Annotated in this window: 18 protein-coding genes; 3 read left to right on the top strand and 15 right to left on the bottom strand. The window is 30.2% G+C overall.

What is annotated here, in order from left to right; all coding sequences use genetic code 11:
- Positions 1-86: 86 nt before the first annotated feature.
- From rseP to ACIJYH_RS02025, 9 genes are all read right to left on the bottom strand, one after another.
- A complete protein-coding gene (rseP, locus tag ACIJYH_RS02065; RefSeq protein ID WP_435163618.1) occupies positions 87-1,199 on the bottom strand; it encodes an RIP metalloprotease RseP in 1,113 nt (370 codons plus the stop codon).
- A gap of 24 nt (positions 1,200-1,223) precedes the next feature.
- Positions 1,224-1,511: a DUF1330 domain-containing protein gene (locus ACIJYH_RS02060; RefSeq protein ID WP_435163616.1), complete on the bottom strand. Its 288-nt coding sequence runs from the start codon at positions 1,509-1,511 to the stop codon at positions 1,224-1,226.
- 230 nt (positions 1,512-1,741) lie between these two features.
- Positions 1,742-2,896: an acetylornithine deacetylase gene (gene argE / locus ACIJYH_RS02055; RefSeq protein ID WP_435163614.1), complete on the bottom strand. Its 1,155-nt coding sequence runs from the start codon at positions 2,894-2,896 to the stop codon at positions 1,742-1,744.
- 4 nt (positions 2,897-2,900) lie between these two features.
- Positions 2,901-3,578 (bottom strand): DUF1028 domain-containing protein, encoded by a 678-nt coding sequence (locus ACIJYH_RS02050; protein WP_435163613.1) that lies wholly within the window; start codon positions 3,576-3,578, stop codon positions 2,901-2,903.
- Positions 3,575-3,991 (bottom strand): RidA family protein, encoded by a 417-nt coding sequence (locus ACIJYH_RS02045; RefSeq protein ID WP_435163612.1) that lies wholly within the window; start codon positions 3,989-3,991, stop codon positions 3,575-3,577. The genes ACIJYH_RS02050 and ACIJYH_RS02045 overlap by 4 nt, the downstream gene beginning before the upstream one ends.
- Positions 3,988-5,256: a flavin-containing monooxygenase gene (locus ACIJYH_RS02040; protein ID WP_435163610.1), complete on the bottom strand. Its 1,269-nt coding sequence runs from the start codon at positions 5,254-5,256 to the stop codon at positions 3,988-3,990. Before ACIJYH_RS02040 ends, ACIJYH_RS02045 begins: the two co-directional genes overlap by 4 nt.
- A complete protein-coding gene (locus tag ACIJYH_RS02035; protein WP_435163609.1) occupies positions 5,253-5,384 on the bottom strand; it encodes a hypothetical protein in 132 nt (43 codons plus the stop codon). Before ACIJYH_RS02035 ends, ACIJYH_RS02040 begins: the two co-directional genes overlap by 4 nt.
- A 22-nt stretch (positions 5,385-5,406) precedes the next feature.
- The gene (locus ACIJYH_RS02030) at positions 5,407-5,856 is read right to left on the bottom strand and encodes a YtoQ family protein (RefSeq protein WP_435163607.1); all 450 of its coding nucleotides are present in this window, start codon (positions 5,854-5,856) and stop codon (positions 5,407-5,409) included.
- 39 nt (positions 5,857-5,895) lie between these two features.
- Positions 5,896-7,242: an NAD(P)/FAD-dependent oxidoreductase gene (locus tag ACIJYH_RS02025; protein ID WP_435163605.1), complete on the bottom strand. Its 1,347-nt coding sequence runs from the start codon at positions 7,240-7,242 to the stop codon at positions 5,896-5,898.
- Between the two features lie 112 nt (positions 7,243-7,354).
- On the opposite strand from ACIJYH_RS02025, the gene ACIJYH_RS02020 reads away from it, so the two are divergent.
- A complete protein-coding gene (locus ACIJYH_RS02020) occupies positions 7,355-8,383 on the top strand; it encodes a permease (RefSeq protein ID WP_435163604.1) in 1,029 nt (342 codons plus the stop codon).
- Between the two features lie 7 nt (positions 8,384-8,390).
- Here ACIJYH_RS02020 and ACIJYH_RS02015 read toward each other — a convergent pair whose 3' ends face one another.
- From ACIJYH_RS02015 to ACIJYH_RS01995, 5 genes are all read right to left on the bottom strand, one after another.
- A complete protein-coding gene (locus ACIJYH_RS02015) occupies positions 8,391-9,014 on the bottom strand; it encodes an SOS response-associated peptidase (protein ID WP_435163602.1) in 624 nt (207 codons plus the stop codon).
- Between the two features lie 45 nt (positions 9,015-9,059).
- The gene (locus tag ACIJYH_RS02010) at positions 9,060-10,241 is read right to left on the bottom strand and encodes an NAD(P)/FAD-dependent oxidoreductase (protein ID WP_435163600.1); all 1,182 of its coding nucleotides are present in this window, start codon (positions 10,239-10,241) and stop codon (positions 9,060-9,062) included.
- A gap of 15 nt (positions 10,242-10,256) precedes the next feature.
- Positions 10,257-11,882, bottom strand: a complete 1,626-nt coding sequence (locus ACIJYH_RS02005) for a SulP family inorganic anion transporter (protein WP_435163598.1) — start codon at positions 11,880-11,882, stop codon at positions 10,257-10,259.
- Between the two features lie 30 nt (positions 11,883-11,912).
- On the bottom strand, positions 11,913-12,410 hold the full coding sequence (locus ACIJYH_RS02000; protein ID WP_435163596.1) for a tetratricopeptide repeat protein: 498 nt from the start codon (positions 12,408-12,410) through the stop codon (positions 11,913-11,915).
- Positions 12,411-12,491: 81 nt separating this feature from the next.
- On the bottom strand, positions 12,492-13,100 hold the full coding sequence (locus tag ACIJYH_RS01995; RefSeq protein ID WP_435163595.1) for an arylesterase: 609 nt from the start codon (positions 13,098-13,100) through the stop codon (positions 12,492-12,494).
- Here ACIJYH_RS01995 and ACIJYH_RS01990 point away from each other — a divergent pair.
- Complete coding sequence (locus ACIJYH_RS01990) at positions 13,099-13,764, top strand: ABC transporter ATP-binding protein (protein WP_435163593.1); 666 nt, start codon at positions 13,099-13,101, stop codon at positions 13,762-13,764. The genes ACIJYH_RS01995 and ACIJYH_RS01990 overlap by 2 nt on opposite strands.
- Positions 13,748-16,285 (top strand): ABC transporter permease, encoded by a 2,538-nt coding sequence (locus tag ACIJYH_RS01985; RefSeq protein WP_435163592.1) that lies wholly within the window; start codon positions 13,748-13,750, stop codon positions 16,283-16,285. The genes ACIJYH_RS01990 and ACIJYH_RS01985 overlap by 17 nt, the downstream gene beginning before the upstream one ends.
- Here ACIJYH_RS01985 and ACIJYH_RS01980 read toward each other — a convergent pair.
- Positions 16,272-16,796, bottom strand: a complete 525-nt coding sequence (locus ACIJYH_RS01980; RefSeq protein WP_435163590.1) for a hypothetical protein — start codon at positions 16,794-16,796, stop codon at positions 16,272-16,274. The two genes, ACIJYH_RS01985 and ACIJYH_RS01980, sit on opposite strands and share 14 nt — an antisense overlap.
- Between the last annotated feature and the right edge of the window lie 9 nt (positions 16,797-16,805).

Genomic DNA, 16,805 nt, shown 5'->3' with positions numbered 1-16,805 from the left:
TCTTTATTTTTAAAACATACAATATCTTGATATTTATTAAATAAGTATTGATTTTACTTACTTTTTTAAAGTTCAAATAAGTTTAATTAATTGAACAAACCTAAGTCCTTTAGGTCATTAAATGTTGTAAAAAACATCAATGATAGCAACAAAAACATCCCGATTCGAAAAAAACCTTCTTGCGTTTTTTGAGACAAGGGGCGTCCTAAAATTTTTTCAAAAGCATAAAACATTAAGTGTCCGCCATCTAACATTGGGATAGGAAATAAGTTAATTAAACCAAGACTTATTGAAATATAAGCCATGATAGAAATAAAAGGTAAGATACCAATTTCTGCGACTTGACCAGTAATCTTAGCAATTCTAATTGGTCCCCCTAATTGGGAGGTATCACCAGTACCTTTAAACATACTGCCAATATATTTTAGTGATGTAGCGCTCACAAAATAAACTTCTTTAACAGAATGAATTAAAGCTTGGGCTGGTCCTAATTTAACATGATTTATTTCATTATTGTAAGCACCAAGTTTAATACCAACCATTCTTTTATTAATTTTATTACCCAAATTATCTTCGCTTAAAACTATATTTGGTTTAATTTTAAGCAAATACTCTTGGTCAGATCTCTCAACTTTAAAATCGATAATTTCACCTGTGGAAGTTGTGATAAATTTCGAAACATCCATAATGCTATTAACTTTATTACCATCAATTTCCAAAATGATGTCATTCTGTTTAAGTCCACCAATCATAGCTGGACTATCTTTTTGTACTTCATTAATAACAGCTGGTGTAAAATCTTTTCCAACAAAAGTATAAATTGAAAAAAAAATTACAATTGCTAATAAAAAATTAGCAAGTGGCCCACCAAATACTATTAAAACTCTTTGATATAACGGTTTTAATACAAATAACTTATCTTGATCTTCCTTATTATATTGTTTTAAAATCTTTTCTTGATCGGCTTGTGAAAATACATTTCGATCTCCAAAAAACTTTACATATCCTCCAAGTGGAATCCAGCAAATTTTCCATCTAGTTCCAGATTTATCATTCCAACCAAAAATTTCTTTACCAAATCCTATAGAAAAATCAGTAATACCTACCCCATATTTTCTTGCAAAATAATAATGACCGTACTCGTGGATAAATACCACGACCAAAATCAATATTATAAATGGAATTATATATGTAAGCATAATCTAGATTTTAATTGGTTGATTTTAAACCCCTTCAACTAAAATTAGATGAGCTTTGGCCGCTAATTCTCTTACCACTTTAGCCGCTTGGTATTTTTCTGATTCATAGAATCCACGAGCAGCATCAATACTTTCAAATTCAATTACTACAGCAGTACCTAAATTCTCACCTTCTCTTACGTCAGGACTAGGTTCACGAACTAGAACTTTGCCACCGTGCTCACCAATAGTTGGGCCAGCCATTTGTTTAAACTTGTCCATACCTTCTTGATCGTGTTCTTTAAGATGTGCTATTAAATATCCTTTGCTCATAATTTTCTCCTATATATTTTAATGTAACAAATCCTGGACTGTGAGTCTAATTGCTTTAAAAAAATTATTTACCCTTAAACTTAAAATATAGAGAAAACAGAATAAGACCTACTAGAACAACTCCTACAAATATTCTTAAATACTGATTAAAAAATAGATCAATTAATTCAGTCATGCTTTTTTAATATACTTAAATTATTTTAAAGATCCTTCTAAAATATATTTGATCATTAATGGTTATCAATTAAATTATCTAAAAATTTACTACAACTATTAACTTGCTCAATACTTATAAACTCATTAGGTTTATGTGCCTGGTCTATACTTCCAGGTCCACATACAATAGTTGGTATATTAGATATATTTTTAAACAAACCAGCTTCTGTTCCATAAACAACTTTTTTATGTTTATTATTTCCTAACAATCCTTTAATTTTTTTTACAAGATCAATATCTTCACCCATGTCTAAAGCTGGATAATTAACTTTTTCATTGAAACTAATCTCTGTTTTTGATGAAACTTTATGCATATCAGTTATTAATTTTTGATTGGCATAATCCTCAATTTTATTAATCAATTGAAAAGGATCATCTTTTATTAAATTTCTTATTTCAAATTCAAATTCACATAAATCAGGTACTATATTTAAAATAGTTCCGCCTTTAATTACGCCTGTATGAAGAGTAGTGTGTGGAACTTCATAGTCATTATCAAAAGGTCCATTAATTGATTTTTCTTTATTCAATTGATCAATATAATCAATTAGCTTTGAAGCATAATTAATAGCGTTAACACCATGCGGTGCTTGTCCAGAATGACATGCTAATCCTTCAACTTTAACGCTGTAGGCATGTTTTCCTTTATGACCTATCACCACCTCCATACTTGTAGGCTCTCCTACAATACAAAACTCTGGTTTAATTGATTTTTTTTCAATTAATTCCAATAAACCATGCACACCAACACATCCAATTTCTTCATCATAGGAAAAAGCAAGATGAATTGGTTTAGATAATTTTTTTTCAACTATTTTAGGAATGCGACTTAAAACTAAACCAATAAAACTTTTCATATCAGAGGTTCCTCTACCGTAAAGTTTTTGATCTTTTTCTATTAATTGAAAAGGGTCACTGTCCCATTTTTGATTAGTAACTGGAACAACATCGGTATGACCAGAAAGCACAATGCCCCCTGAAGAATTAGGACCTATTGTTGCAAATAAATTAGCTTTATTTTTAGTTTCATCATAAACCAACTCAGATTTAATTTTGTATTGGTTTAAATAATCTTCTATGAACATAATTAGATTTAAATTTGATTTAAAACTTGTGGTGTCAAATCCAATTAATGTTTTAAGTAAATCTAAAGATTTTTTTTCGATCATGAGTTTATAAGTCCCCTGGAACACCATAGCTGGGTGACTCAGAAGGATTTAAAGCTCTAGTTTTATAATCTTTCATTTGAGGTTCAAACGCTTTCCATAGTTTATAAAGTTCCTCTATAGGTTTGCTTTCCAACCAATCAATTCGTAAATCAACAAGTGGCCAAAGTGTATTATCAGCGACTTTAATTCCAGCAGAATGAACTGATCCCTCTTCTCCACCTTCATTTAAACCTGCTTTAAGAGCAAGTAACAATCTTTCTGCAAGATGAACATTTTGATTGTTATTAAAATTATCCACCATTGCTTTAGGTACCATTTCAGACTTAAGCATGTTGCCCGCAGCAAGACAATTTGATCCCTTTTCTAGACCACTTATCCCTAGGATTTTTGATCCAGTGTGCTGCGAAGTATTACCTTTATTATCTATTAAAAGTAATTGTCGATATTCAATATTTTTTTCCTGCTTTATAATTTTATCAATTACCTCTGTAACTTCTAAACCTTTTTCTAAATAATCTAACATGAGTTTTCCTAAGCTAGGATCAGTAACGTTTTGCGTTGAGGCTGCACCCACTCCTGCTCTTACCCATGGGCAACGACTAGCAACGCTAATACTTGACGATGAGATTGCAACACCAACCATGTTGGTTTTCTCACATCTTCCAATTAATGAAAATGTCATATTGGAATTACCGCTGTCGCATCAATTTCAACTAACCATTCTGGTCTAGCTAAACGTTCAACTACTAAACCTGTTGAAACTGGATAAACACCTTTTGTATATTCACCAATAACTTGATAAATCGCTTCTCTATTTTTAATGTCAGTAATATAAACAACTATCTTTACTAGATGGTTCATTGTTCCACCAGTTTCTTCAATAAGTTGTTTTATATTTTTCATTACTTTGTGAGTTTGTTCAGCTGGATCCAAACTAGCTATATTACTACCATCATCTAAGTTTTGAGGACACTGCCCCCTCATCCAAACTGTTTTACCACCTTCTGTTACTACCGCTTGACACAAATCATTATTTAGATTTTGTTCTGGATAAGTGTCTTTAGTATTAAACTTTCTAATTCTTTTGTGCATCATTTACTTTTAATCATTTTACTTAATATATTATTTTTTTTGAAAATTTGTTCAGCTAAATACTTAGCATCTTGCCAAACACCCCAAATAAATGATGATCCTCTCATAGATAACCAAGGTAAGCCTATAAAATATACCCCATTAGCTTTTGCTACCCCTTTATAGTGATCGGGTTTACCCTCTTTATCAAAAGTATCAACTTTCAACCAACTAAAATCATACTGATACCCAGTTGCCCAAATAATTGTTTTTATTTTTTCCTTATTAAGATCTATTTCTAATATTGGGCTAGTTACACAATCAGGATCAGGTATAATATTTCTAGCATCAGGTTCTTCGGGAAAATCTAGATTATTCTTCTCAATATATTCATCAGCCTGTTTTAAAACAGCTAAATAACTTTGATCCCCTATATCTAAATTAATTTTTAAATCATTTTCAAAGTATAATTTTCCATTTTCATAATTTTTAGTTAATCCCACTAAGGACATTCCTTGATTTGCAAATTTTCTAAAATCTATAGTTTTACCTCCATCATAACCACTGACAGCAATTGTTACATGTTGAGTATTTGGATCAGGAGTTTTTTTTTGCCATACTCCTAAAGCTCCAAACCACCATACATTGTCTTTTCCACGATACCTTCTAGGGGGTCTATTATGTGGACCTATAGATAAAAAAACTTTCCTACCTGATAGCATTATTTCTTGAGCAATTTGTGATCCTGATGAACCAGATCCAACAACCAAAATAGCTCCTTCTTTTAATTGGTGTGGATTTTTGTAAAATTGAGAGTGCATTTGGGTTAAATCAATATTATCAGGAACTATAGGTGGAATGATAGGTTTTTGAAAAGCACCTGTGGCAACTACAATATTATCAGCCTCAATATTTCCCTCAGAAGTTTTAACTAGATATTTTTGAGTACTATTATCTCTTAAAACTTCTTCAACATTTACATTACTTCTAACTGGAGCATTAATTTTTTTTGCAAATTTTTCAAAATAAGAAACTACAACATCTTTTTTAGCGAAATAGTTAGGTGAATGATCATCAAAATCTAAGGTTGGAAATCGGTCATGCCAAGCAGGTCCATTTGCAACAAGAGAGTCCCATCTAAAAGATCGCCAACTTTCTACAATACGATTTTTTTCTAAAATTAAATGCTCTACTGAATGGTTTGATAGATGTTCACTCATTGCAAGACCAGCTTGGCCTGCTCCCACTACCAATGTGTTAATTTTTTTAATATTTAGTGAATTACTCATGAATTTTTAACTACTTTTATTTCAGAGTTCAATTTATCTTGCCAAACAACTAACGATAAACATTTTTCATTATAGGTAGTTGAAGAATGAGGTTGAAAGCTTTTATGGTATCTTGTTTTTAATGGCATTAAAATTTTAGACTCATCAGATTTACTTTAAAGATCCGCTTAATACATATTTTAATATTCGAACCACTTGCTTTTGGTCTGATGCAACAGCAGAAGCTGCAGCATCTATTTCTTTTAATGCATGTTGATGATCTTCATTTTGTATAACAATAAGTGATTTATTTAATGCAGATGCATATCCTGCATCGAAAGCTGCATTCCATTGTTTGTATTTTTCACCAAATTTAACAACAACCACGTCACTATCTTTAATAGATTTTTTAGTCCTAATTGAATTGATATTAGCGCCCTTTCTATCTTTCCAAATATTTTTCTCTTCTGGGCCTAATATTTTAACCCCACAATCATCTGAGGATGCGTGATCGGTTACAGGAGATGAAAATTGAATATCTAAATTTTCTTTTTTACAATTTTCAATTATTTCTTCACGCCAATTAGTGTGAATTTCACCCGCTAAATATACTTTTAACATTTATTCTCCTGTTTATTTTAATTCTTTATATTAAATATATCAGATGTTTAGTTTATCTTTAATTGCATAAAACCACACAGCCAATCTAAAATAAAAAGTCCTTAATTGAGGAAAAATAAACTTTTTAGGTAATCCTTTATAGATTTTTGAGATATCAAGATCTTTACTGTTTGATGAAAAAACTAGTTTAGATAGTTGTTTTCCAGTCCAAGGGGCCGCACTAACGCCTACTCCATTATAACCAAATCCATAATAAATCTCTTCATTATCAATTTTACCAATAGATGGGGCAAGCTTTTGGGATAAAGCGATCAACCCTCGCCAATTATAATCAATCGTGACATTTGACCATTGAGGAAAAATATCTTTTAAAAACTTTTCCATCTTTTTTGACATAACTAAATTTGACTGGTCACTTCCTGTTAAATCTCCTCTAGTTCCGAATAAAATTCGATTATCTGGCAACTTTCTATAATACCACAAAAGGTTTTTAGTATTAACGACGGGTGAAAATGTTTTAAAGTTATGAGCATTCAATTCATCCTCATTAAGTTTTCTTGTTACAATTACGTTTGAGATAACAGGCAGCACCCTTCCATCCATTTGTGGGATTAACCCTTCTTGATAAAACCCATTCGTTGCAACTACTATCTTTTTAGATCGAATAGACCCTTCTTTAGTTTCTAAAACATAAGATCCATTTTCTTTATTAATTTTATCTACTTTGGTGTGTTCAAATATCTTTAATTTTTTGGATAAAGCATGTTTTGCAATTCCATTTACAAATTTAAGAGGATTGATTGCAAATGCTGGTTTATATGAAAACGCTCCATGTTGTTCGGTTCCTCCATGTCCAATTTCATCAAATTCTTCTTTTGAATAAATTTTAGTCTCAATATCAAACTCAGATTTATAAACCTCAGCTTGCTCTTTTATTTGTTCAAATTTATTTTTATGATGAGCAACTACATAACTACTATCTCCTGATACATCACAATCAATATTATATTCTTTAATGATATCTTTTGTGTGATTGGAACCTTCTACTGAATTTTTAAAAAACTTTTTTGTCTCCTCCACTCCATATATGGATTGCATCTGTTTAAAAGACATCTTGCTTGGTGGTAAGCAGTTAAATCCAGCATTTCTGGATGATGCACCCCAACCTATTTTTCCCGCTTCAACTAAAATGACATCTAAGTTATGGTTTTCTATTAAATTAATTGCACAAACTAATCCTGTATATCCACCACCGATCACTACAATTTCTGAATTAATCTCTTTTGTTAACTTTTCTAAATTTAAATTTTCGCTTGAAATATCCTCCCAATAACTACTGACAGGAGTATCAAATTTATAAATATCTGAATGATATAGATTTTTCATTTTAATAAAGTCTATCTAATTGAGTTAGTTTAACAAGATATTGACAAGTTTTAACTAAATTTTAGCATATCAATTGCGAAAAAAATTGACTATGGTTTAATTAATTCTGTGGATGAAAACTATCAACATAAAAAGAATTAATAAAATTAAATCAGTATGGACATTAGTATTTTTAATTCCATTCTTAATTTTTGTATTTATTCCTGAAAATTTTAATTCAATTTTAACTTTTGCCTTAAAGGCTTTAATGGGAACTATTCCTTTTATTTTATTTGCTATCAGCTTAGTTGCATATTTAAAAGCAACTGGTGCCGAAAGCTTAGTTTCAAAAGCATTTAAAGGAAAAGAAGTTAGAACAATTTTTATTGCAACATTAGTTGGTGGTCTTGCTCCATTTTGTTCATGTGAAGTAATACCATTTATAGCAAGTATGCTAGCTTTAGGAGTTCCGCTATCTGCTGTGATGGCTTTTTGGTTATCTTCACCTTTAATTGATCCTCCTGCTCTGTTGATCACAGCAAGTGCTCTTGGTTGGGATTATGCTATAGCAAAAACAATTTCAGCATTAACTATTGGTTTAATTGGTGGCTTTGGAATTTATTTTTTAGCAAAACTTGGGATGTTTACGAGCCCATTAAAAGATCAAAATAGATCTAGTAGTGGCTCATGCTGTGATACTAAAGATCCTTTTAATCAAGAGCTTGTCATAAAATTTTGGAATAATTCAGAAAGAACTAAAATTTTTAGAGATGAATTTATAACGAATGGATTATTTTTATTAAAATGGTTATCGCTTGCTTATTTAATTGAAGCATTAATGGTTCAATTTATGTCTGCTCAAATAATTGGAAGTTTTTTGTCAGGAGATGGATTGTCATCTATTGTTATTGGAGCTTTTGCTGGTGTACCTGCTTACTTAAATTCTTATGCAGCACCAGCTATTGTGTCAGGATTAATTGAACAAGGATTGAGTGCTGGTGGTGCTATGGCTTTTCTAGTTGGTGGAGCAATCAGTTCTATTCCAGCAATGACAGCTGTTTGGTCTCTGGTGAACCGCTCTACATTTATCGCTTACTTAACTTTTGGTTTTGGAGGAGCTATTTTATGTGGAATAGCTTTTCAATTTTATGTTAATTTTTAAACAAAATTTAATTTATTTTTTGAATTAATGATGTGCTGTTATTTGTAGGTTTATTAACATCTTTTGAAACTTCATGAAAAACAAGATTTGGTTTACTGCATTCCTTTAAAAATGCTGAACCTTGTAACTCTAAATTTAAATATCGATTAACATCTGTTTGATTAATGATGACTGGTTGACGGTGATGTATTTCAGTATTGTTATCTTTTGCTTCTTCTGTAATTAAACAAAATTGATCCTCTTCAAAAATTCCTGCAAAGAATATTGGTTTGGTATCTTTTCTTGTAAAATAATGAGGAGTTTTCTCTTTTTCTTCTCTTTTCCATTCATAAAAACCATCCGCTACTGCAACACATCTATTATTCTTAATTAGTTTTTTAAATGAAACTTTTTCATCAATGGTCTCTAGTCTTGCATTAATTAAAGCTTTAAAATCTTTATCTTTAGCCCAACCTGGAATTAATCCCCATTTAAGAGCTTCTAATGTGTTTCCGTTTTTATATTTTTTAATTACTGGAAGTTTTTGATATGGGTGTGCGTTATAGTTTTCAATATCTTCAACTTGAATTGCAGATTTAACTAACTTGCTAGTTTTAGTAACCGGATTTTTAACCACATATCTTCCACACATGTATATATTTTAGCAAATAGAATGAGTTGAGTCGATATGGTGGTTTTAAGCATACTGGCCAGCAACATAACCAGATGACCAAGCCCATTGAAAATTATATCCACCTAAATGGCCAGTTACATCGACAACTTCACCAATAAAAAACAAATTTTTGTGCTTATTAGACATCATTGTTTTTGATGATAACTCTTTAGTATTAACTCCTCCTAAAGTGACCTCTGCTGTTCTATACCCTTCAGATCCTGTTGGATTGATTAACCAAGAATTTATATTCTCACTTAGTTGTTTTAATATTTTGTTAGATAGTTCAGAAATATTTCCACTTACTTTATTTTCATTGCAAATAATTTGAGCTAATCTTTTGGGTAAAATTTCACTTATAATATTTAAGATATCAAATTTTGGATTTAACTTTCTTTTTTCTTCTAATAAATCGTAAACATTTAATTTTGGTGAAAGATTAACTTTAATATTATCACCCTGTTTCCAGTAAGATGAAATTTGCAAAATAGAAGGACCACTTAACCCTCTATGCGTAAATAACATTCCTTCTTGAAACAAAACTTTATTAAAAGAGACTATCGCTTCAACAGAAAGTCCTGTTAATTCTTTACACATTTCTAATATCTTTTCACTAAACGTTAAGGGCACTAAAGCAGGTAAGGTTTCAATAATATTATGATCAAATTTTTTAGCGATTTCGTAACCAAATGAAGTCGCACCAATTTTAGGAACTGATAATCCGCCAGTTGCAACAATTAAAGACTCTGATGAATATTCTTCAGTTTCCGTTGATACAAGATACTGATCATTATCTTTATCAACATTCTTTATAATAAATTCTTTTAAAACAGTTACATTTGCTAACTCACATTCTTTAAGCAACATCTCAACAATTTGCTGAGCGCTGTGATCACAAAACAATTGTCCTAATTTTTTTTCATGAAATTTAATTTCATACTTATTAATCAAATTAATAAAGTCATTTTGAGTATATTGGCTTAAGGCTGATCTTACAAACTTTGGGTTTTGAGAAAGAAATTTGCTTGGATTAGTGTTAATATTAGTAAAATTACATCTACCTCCACCAGAAATTCTAATCTTCTCTCCTATTTTTTTATAATGATCAACGAGTAAAACTTTTCGACCACGTTTACCAGCTTCGATAGCACTCATCATGCCAGCTGCACCCGCTCCTATTATAATTACATCGTATTGAATACTCATAACTAGTAGTGAGTTTTATTTACCAAATATTTTTAATTTAACTCCATAATCAACAGCTAAACTGTAATCAGGATCATCATCACTATCAACCACCAACTGACCTGTTTTACTCAAAAGCTTATGACAATCTTTGGTTAAATGTCTTAATTTAATTTTTTTTCCAAAACTATTATATTTATGAGCAACATCTTCAATTGCTTTTAATGCAGACTGATCAATTACTCTAGACTTTGCAAAATCAACTATAACCAACTTAGGATCATCTTCTGGTGTAAATAATTCTAAAAAACTATTGGCTGAACTAAAAAATAAAGGTCCTTCAATTTCATAAACTTTAGCGCCCTTATCTGTTTTTGAAGGTCTCTCAATAGCTCTAATTCTTGAAGCTGTTTTCCACGCATAAACTAAAGCTGAAACAATAACCCCTACAATCACTGCAACTGCTAAATCTTCTAACACTGTTACAACCGTTACAAGTACCGTAACTAGGGCATCACTTTTTGGTACCATCATTAAAAACTTAATTGAATTCCAAGCAAAAGTTCCTATCACCACCATAAACATTACCCCTACTAAAGCTGCAATGGGGATCATCTCTATATAGTTTGAAGTATATAAAATAAAAATTAATAAAAATACTGCTGCCGTAATACCAGCTAAACGAGTTCTACCACCTGATCTTACATTAATCATTGACTGACCAATCATGGCACAACCACCCATTCCTCCAAAAAAACCAGTTACTGAATTTGCAAATCCTTGAGCTAAGCATTCTTGGCTAGCCCCACCTCTTTTATTAGTAATCTCTCCTACTAAGTTTAAAGTTAACAAGCTCTCTATTAATCCAATAGATGCTAAGATAAATGCATAGGGCAAAACAATCTTTAATGTTTCAAAATTTAATGGAACATTTGGAATTGAAAAATTCGGCAAACCACCTTTAACGCTTGCTAGATCTCCAACACTTGGAATATCAATTTTAAGGACAAGAACTAATACCGTTGTTAAAAGTATTGCAACTAAAGTTGAAGGAACTACTTTTGTAAGTTTAGGTAAAAACCAAATAACAAACATAGTAAGTAGAACAAAAACAATAGAATAAAGTAATATATCACCTGAAATCCAAACTGATTGTCCAAGATTATTTATTGTTTTAAACTGACTTAGTTGAGAAATACCAATTACAATTGCTAGTCCATTGACAAAACCTAACATCACAGGCTCAGGTACCATTCTTATAAATTTTCCTAGTTTAAAAACACCAGCTAATAATTGTAAAACTCCCATTAAAACAACAGTTGCAAATAAATATTCAGCACCATGTTCAGTTACCAATGAGACCATCACTACAGCAAGAGCACCTGTTGCACCTGATATCATTCCAGGTCTTCCACCAAATACAGCGGTAATTAATCCAACAATAAATGCAGCATATAAACCAGACAAAGGTGCAACTCCTGCAACAAAAGCAAAAGCAATTGCTTCTGGCACTAATGCTAGAGCTACTGTTAATCCTGATAAAATTTCTACTTTAAATAAAGATAAAGATACTCCACCTTTTGGAATATAGTTCTGAGCATTAAAACTTAAAGATCTAGCAAGTGTCAACATTGCTTTAGAGGGAGATGTAGTTTTTTTCATCTAGTAATTGATTTTAAACTATTTAATTAATTAAATTGATTGTCTTTTAATTAACTCTTCAATTTGTTCAATCATTACCTTTGATGATTTCATTGCTGGATAGATTTCTTGTGCTTTTTGGTAGCTTCTCTTTGCTTTATCATAATTCTTTAACTTTATATTAACCATACCTTGCCCTGCTAAAGCTCCAAAATGTCTTTCTTCTAATTCTAAAACTTTATCAATATCATCTTGAGATTTTTGAAACTCTCCAACCATATAAAATACTGTTGCTCTTTTATTCCAAGCCTCAGCCCAGTTGGGGTCTAATTCAATTGCTTCCGAAAAAACATCGATCGCTCTATTTAATTGTTGATCTTGAACTAACCTTGACCCCTCATCTAAAAGTGATGTCAATTTTTGATCTGTAGGATGAGTACTCCATAACATCCAAATTTGCTGTGCTATTCCCGATGATAAAGATGGAATGTTTTTTTTTAATTCTAGAAATAATTTGTCAAGTTCAACATTTCTATCATTGGCGCTCAAGGATGAGGCTGAAAAAAATAAAATGATAATTGCCAGAATCTTCCTCATAAAAAAAGATAACAAAAAAATAATATTAAGTCTTTATAGATTTTCTAAGATGGCTTTTTTTAGAGTGTTACCAATGATAATTGTGCCTTGGTCATTTGGATGCATGCCATCACTTAAATTAAATTCAGGCTTTTGAGCTACACCTTCAAGTAGAAATGGGATTAGTTGTAAATTATGTTTTTTAGATAAATCAGAGAAAATTTTATCAAAAGATTTTTTATACTCAAAACCATAAGATGTTGGTGCAATCATGCCAGCTATGACCACTTGGATATTTTTGTTTTTTGCAATTTTAATAATTTCTTCTAAATTATTTTTTGTCTCCTTGGGATTAATTCCTCTAAGCATATCATTCGCTCCAAGACATAAGATCATAAGATCAATATTATTTTCTGATAAAGTCCACTCAGCTATATTTAATCCACCTGCAGAAGTACTTCCTGAAACACTACCATTAACAATTTCTATTTTGTGACCTTCTAACTCTAAACTATTTTGCAAAACTACTGATAAATGTTGTTCCTTAGGTAATCCATAGCCTGCCATCAAACTATCTCCAAACAAAATTACTTTTTCTATTGCACTAACCTTTATGGTGACTAGACAAAATACAATTATTTTAATAATAAAACTTTTATTCATGAGTGTTCTTCTTAAATTAAATAAGGTAAATCTTAAATACCAAACTGGTAAAGATAATATCAGAGTTTTAAAAGATATTAACTTAACTACCAAGAAAAAAGAGACAATATCTATTGTTGGTGAAAGTGGTTCAGGAAAAACTAGTCTTATTATGTTAATTGGAGGCTTAGAAAAAGCTACTTCTGGAAAAATTTTTTTTCAAAATCATGAGATTACAAAATTAAGCGAAGATGAAGTCTCGAAAATAAGAAGAAAAAATATTGGAATTATATTTCAGTCATTTTATTTAATCCCCAATTACACAGCGGTTGAAAATGTAGCCTTAACTCTTGAACTAAATAAATTCAAAAACCCAGGAAAAGAAGCAAAGCTATTATTAGATCGGTTTGGACTTAATCATCGATTTAATAATTTACCAAGCCAACTATCAGGCGGAGAACAACAAAGAGTTGCGATAGCAAGAGCGATTGCAATGAAACCAGAATTAATCTTAGCGGATGAGCCTACTGGAAATCTAGATACTGAAAATTCAGTAATGATTTCTGATATATTATTTAAATACGTGAAAGAAGAAGGTTCCTCGCTCATTATGGTAACTCATGATCCAAAATTAGCTAATAAAGCTAAAAGAAAAATTAGAATTAAAGATGGAAAAATTAAATAATCCGTCTGAATTTAATCTAATTATTAAGTATGCTTTAAAGGATTTAAGCAGAAATTATAAGAAGTTATCAAGCATCATCATAACTCTTTTTATCAGTCTTTTCATTTTAAGTGCCATCTTCACCATTAAAGATAGTTTAAAAAAAGAATTAAATGATAATGCTAAAGCCCTGTTAGGTGGCGACCTTGAAATTGACTATAATCGTAATGAAGGAAGTCTTAAACTAGTCAATCAAGTTAAGGAATTTGCAACCATTTCTCAAATGATTGAATTTAGTACAATGGTCTCAACCATTGGTAGAGAAAAAAACAAATCTCTGTTTACTAGAATTAAAACTGTAGATACTAAATATCCTTTATATGGCTCTGTTGATTATGAGCCTGCTGGCGCATTTGATAGAATGCATAACGAACCCAATACTTTGTTAATAAATGAAAGTTTATCAAAAAATTTAAACTTAAAAATTAATGAAAAAATTAAAGTTCAAAATCAATTATTCACAATTATTGGAATTGTAAAATCTGTCCCTGATGTCAGTGGGTTTGTTGCCTTTGGTGACTGGGCACTTGCAGGAGATCAAACATTAGAAATTTTGAAACTTAATGGAATTGGCAGCTTTTTAAATTACGAATACAAAGTAAAATTCAATGAAACAGATGATGCCAGTAAAATAGAAAAAAAAATAGAGAATATATTTAAAGATGATCAAAAAGTTAAACTTAGGTATCCTGAAAATTCTGCAAGTGGATTAAAGAGAATAATCAACAATTTTTCACAGTTCTTATCATTAGTTTCAATTAGTGCGATGTTGATTGCAGGAATTGGGATAGCAAATACTCTTCTTTCTTTTATTAATCAAAACAATATGTCTATTGCAGTTAGAAAAGCAGTTGGATTTTATTCGGGTAATATTAAAACACTCTATTATCTTCAATTATTTATCTTACTTTTAGTAATCACAACTTTTGCTTATGGCTCAAGTTTTTTAATTGTACCTTTTGTCGATCAATATTTATCTGATGGATTGGGTCTTAATATTTCTCCAATATTTTCGATTATAAATTTTATTAAAATATTTTTAGTTGGGTTATTAGTTCTTATTATTTTTTCAATCCCAACCATAAGTTCAATTGATCAAGTAAAAGCCTCTAATTTATTTAGAAATGTATTTCAAAATTTGGAATTTTATTATTCAAAAAAATCTGCATCTTTAAGTCTAATATTATTATCTATTTTAGTTTTATTATTTAGTTTTGGATCTGAACGCCCTATTTATAGTCTAGGATATTTTGTGGCTTTTTTTGTTTGTTTAATAGTATTTTTTTTACTTTCAAAAATAATCATTTATTTTTTAAGAAAATTTAAATCTACTTCTAATATATCTTTAAAAGTATCGATTAAAAATATAACCCAGACAAAAAGTATTACTCCAATTACAATTATGTCTTTAGGTTTAGGAGTTACTTTACTGCTTACACTCGCGTTAGTTGGCACTAATTTTCAAAGAGAAATTGCAAAATCCATACCTGATATTGCTCCTGATTATTTTTTTGTAGGTATTCAAAAGGGAGAAAAAGAAATTTTTGAAAAAAATATACTGAATATGGATGCTAATGCAAAAATTGAGGTGGTACCGATGGTGTCATCTGGAATTATTAAGATTAATGGGATTAATCCAAACACATATATAAAACCTGATAATGATAGTTACTGGGTAATTGGTAGTGATAGAAGATCTTCATGGGTAAATGAAGTTCCAGAAGATAATCCATTAACTGAAGGTAAATGGTGGGATATTACCAAACCTAACCAACTTCAAATTTCTTTAGATGCTGAAGTTGCAAAAAATTTAAATATTAAATTAGGCGATGTGTTCACACTAAATATTTATGGTAGAGAAATTGATGGAGAGATAGTTAATTTTAGAGCGGTAGATTACCGTGATCTCAGTATTAATTTTGCCATGTTATTTAATCCTCAATTTGCAAATAATATTCCTCATGAATATTTAGCAACTGCAAAATTTGAAACAATTGAAAAGTTTGATGAGACTTCAATGCTAGATGTATTACCTAGTTTGTCCATGATTAAGATTGCAGATTATTTGAATAAAGTAACCGATGTTTTGAACAAAGTTTTCATAGCAGTTACTCTTATTTCAACAGTCACTATTATTATAGGATTAATTGTTATTTCTAGCGCTATTATGGTTCAAGGAAAAGTTAAAGAATATCAAAATTTAGTATTTAAAATTTTAGGGTTTTCAAAAAAAGAAGTTATTTTATCTTCCTTAATCGAATTTTTAATAATCTTTAATTCTGTAATATTGATAGCAACCTTTTTTGCAGTAACTGCCTCTAAATTTATTATGGAGAATATTTTTGAATTAGTCTGGGCTTTTGATTTTAAAGTATTATTTAACTTAGGATTGAGTATTGGATTGGTTACCTTAGCATTAATAATGATTACAAATTTAAAATACCTAAATCCTAAGGTTTATCCAATGATTAGGAACCAGTAGATTTCAATATCTCCAATGGAAGTGGTGCGTCAGGATATTTAACAATGCATAATTCTTCATATTTTTTGCAAAAATCCATCAAAACTTTATGTACGTTATCTTTATTATTAAGATTTAAACTTTCAATCATTTGATCTCTTTCTTGTTCAAGCTCTTTGATCTGATCGCTGTTTACAAATTCCCCAGTTTCTATTTCCCAAAAAGTATTTTTTAATTCATCGTTACTTAAATTTTGTAATTTTTTTTGAAGTTCAATAATTACCTCATCATCAGTTTCTTTATCTTTCATGGGCGAGTCTATTAATTTAATTAAACACTTATCATTTAACCCATCTATAAAATGGTAGTAAGGTTTGCCTTCAGACAGATCTCTAAAATGATTTGAATTAAAGTAATTGTTAACAGCTATTTTAGTAGATACCTTTTCCTTACCTTTAATGACTGCTATTTGAACGTAGACTTCCTGATAAATATAACTATCTAAGTGTTCTTTGATTTTTATAGGGATCATTATTTTTTA

It is taken from the genome of Candidatus Pelagibacter bacterium nBUS_25 (genome assembly GCF_051200975.1).
Classification (GTDB): domain Bacteria; phylum Pseudomonadota; class Alphaproteobacteria; order Pelagibacterales; family Pelagibacteraceae; genus Pelagibacter.
This window is presented reverse-complemented; position numbering and strand designations above follow the sequence as displayed.

What these genes read in the sequence shown, in the direction of transcription:
- rseP (WP_435163618.1), bottom strand. Translation starts at nt 1,199, where the DNA reads ATGCTTACATATATAATTCCATTTATAATATTGATTTTGGTCGTGGTA.
- ACIJYH_RS01980 (WP_435163590.1), bottom strand. Translation starts at nt 16,796, where the DNA reads ATGATCCCTATAAAAATCAAAGAACACTTAGATAGTTATATTTATCAG.
- ACIJYH_RS01995 (WP_435163595.1), bottom strand. Translation starts at nt 13,100, where the DNA reads ATGAATAAAAGTTTTATTATTAAAATAATTGTATTTTGTCTAGTCACC.
- ACIJYH_RS02020 (WP_435163604.1), top strand. Translation starts at nt 7,355, where the DNA reads ATGAAAACTATCAACATAAAAAGAATTAATAAAATTAAATCAGTATGG.
- ACIJYH_RS02015 (WP_435163602.1), bottom strand. Translation starts at nt 9,014, where the DNA reads ATGTGTGGAAGATATGTGGTTAAAAATCCGGTTACTAAAACTAGCAAG.
- ACIJYH_RS02035 (WP_435163609.1), bottom strand. Translation starts at nt 5,384, where the DNA reads ATGCCATTAAAAACAAGATACCATAAAAGCTTTCAACCTCATTCTTCA.
- ACIJYH_RS01990 (WP_435163593.1), top strand. Translation starts at nt 13,099, where the DNA reads ATGAGTGTTCTTCTTAAATTAAATAAGGTAAATCTTAAATACCAAACT.
- ACIJYH_RS02045 (WP_435163612.1), bottom strand. Translation starts at nt 3,991, where the DNA reads ATGATGCACAAAAGAATTAGAAAGTTTAATACTAAAGACACTTATCCA.
- ACIJYH_RS01985 (WP_435163592.1), top strand. Translation starts at nt 13,748, where the DNA reads ATGGAAAAATTAAATAATCCGTCTGAATTTAATCTAATTATTAAGTAT.
- argE (WP_435163614.1), bottom strand. Translation starts at nt 2,896, where the DNA reads ATGATCGAAAAAAAATCTTTAGATTTACTTAAAACATTAATTGGATTT.
- ACIJYH_RS02060 (WP_435163616.1), bottom strand. Translation starts at nt 1,511, where the DNA reads ATGAGCAAAGGATATTTAATAGCACATCTTAAAGAACACGATCAAGAA.
- ACIJYH_RS02010 (WP_435163600.1), bottom strand. Translation starts at nt 10,241, where the DNA reads ATGAGTATTCAATACGATGTAATTATAATAGGAGCGGGTGCAGCTGGC.
- ACIJYH_RS02030 (WP_435163607.1), bottom strand. Translation starts at nt 5,856, where the DNA reads ATGTTAAAAGTATATTTAGCGGGTGAAATTCACACTAATTGGCGTGAA.
- ACIJYH_RS02005 (WP_435163598.1), bottom strand. Translation starts at nt 11,882, where the DNA reads ATGAAAAAAACTACATCTCCCTCTAAAGCAATGTTGACACTTGCTAGA.
- ACIJYH_RS02025 (WP_435163605.1), bottom strand. Translation starts at nt 7,242, where the DNA reads ATGAAAAATCTATATCATTCAGATATTTATAAATTTGATACTCCTGTC.
- ACIJYH_RS02050 (WP_435163613.1), bottom strand. Translation starts at nt 3,578, where the DNA reads ATGACATTTTCATTAATTGGAAGATGTGAGAAAACCAACATGGTTGGT.
- ACIJYH_RS02040 (WP_435163610.1), bottom strand. Translation starts at nt 5,256, where the DNA reads ATGAGTAATTCACTAAATATTAAAAAAATTAACACATTGGTAGTGGGA.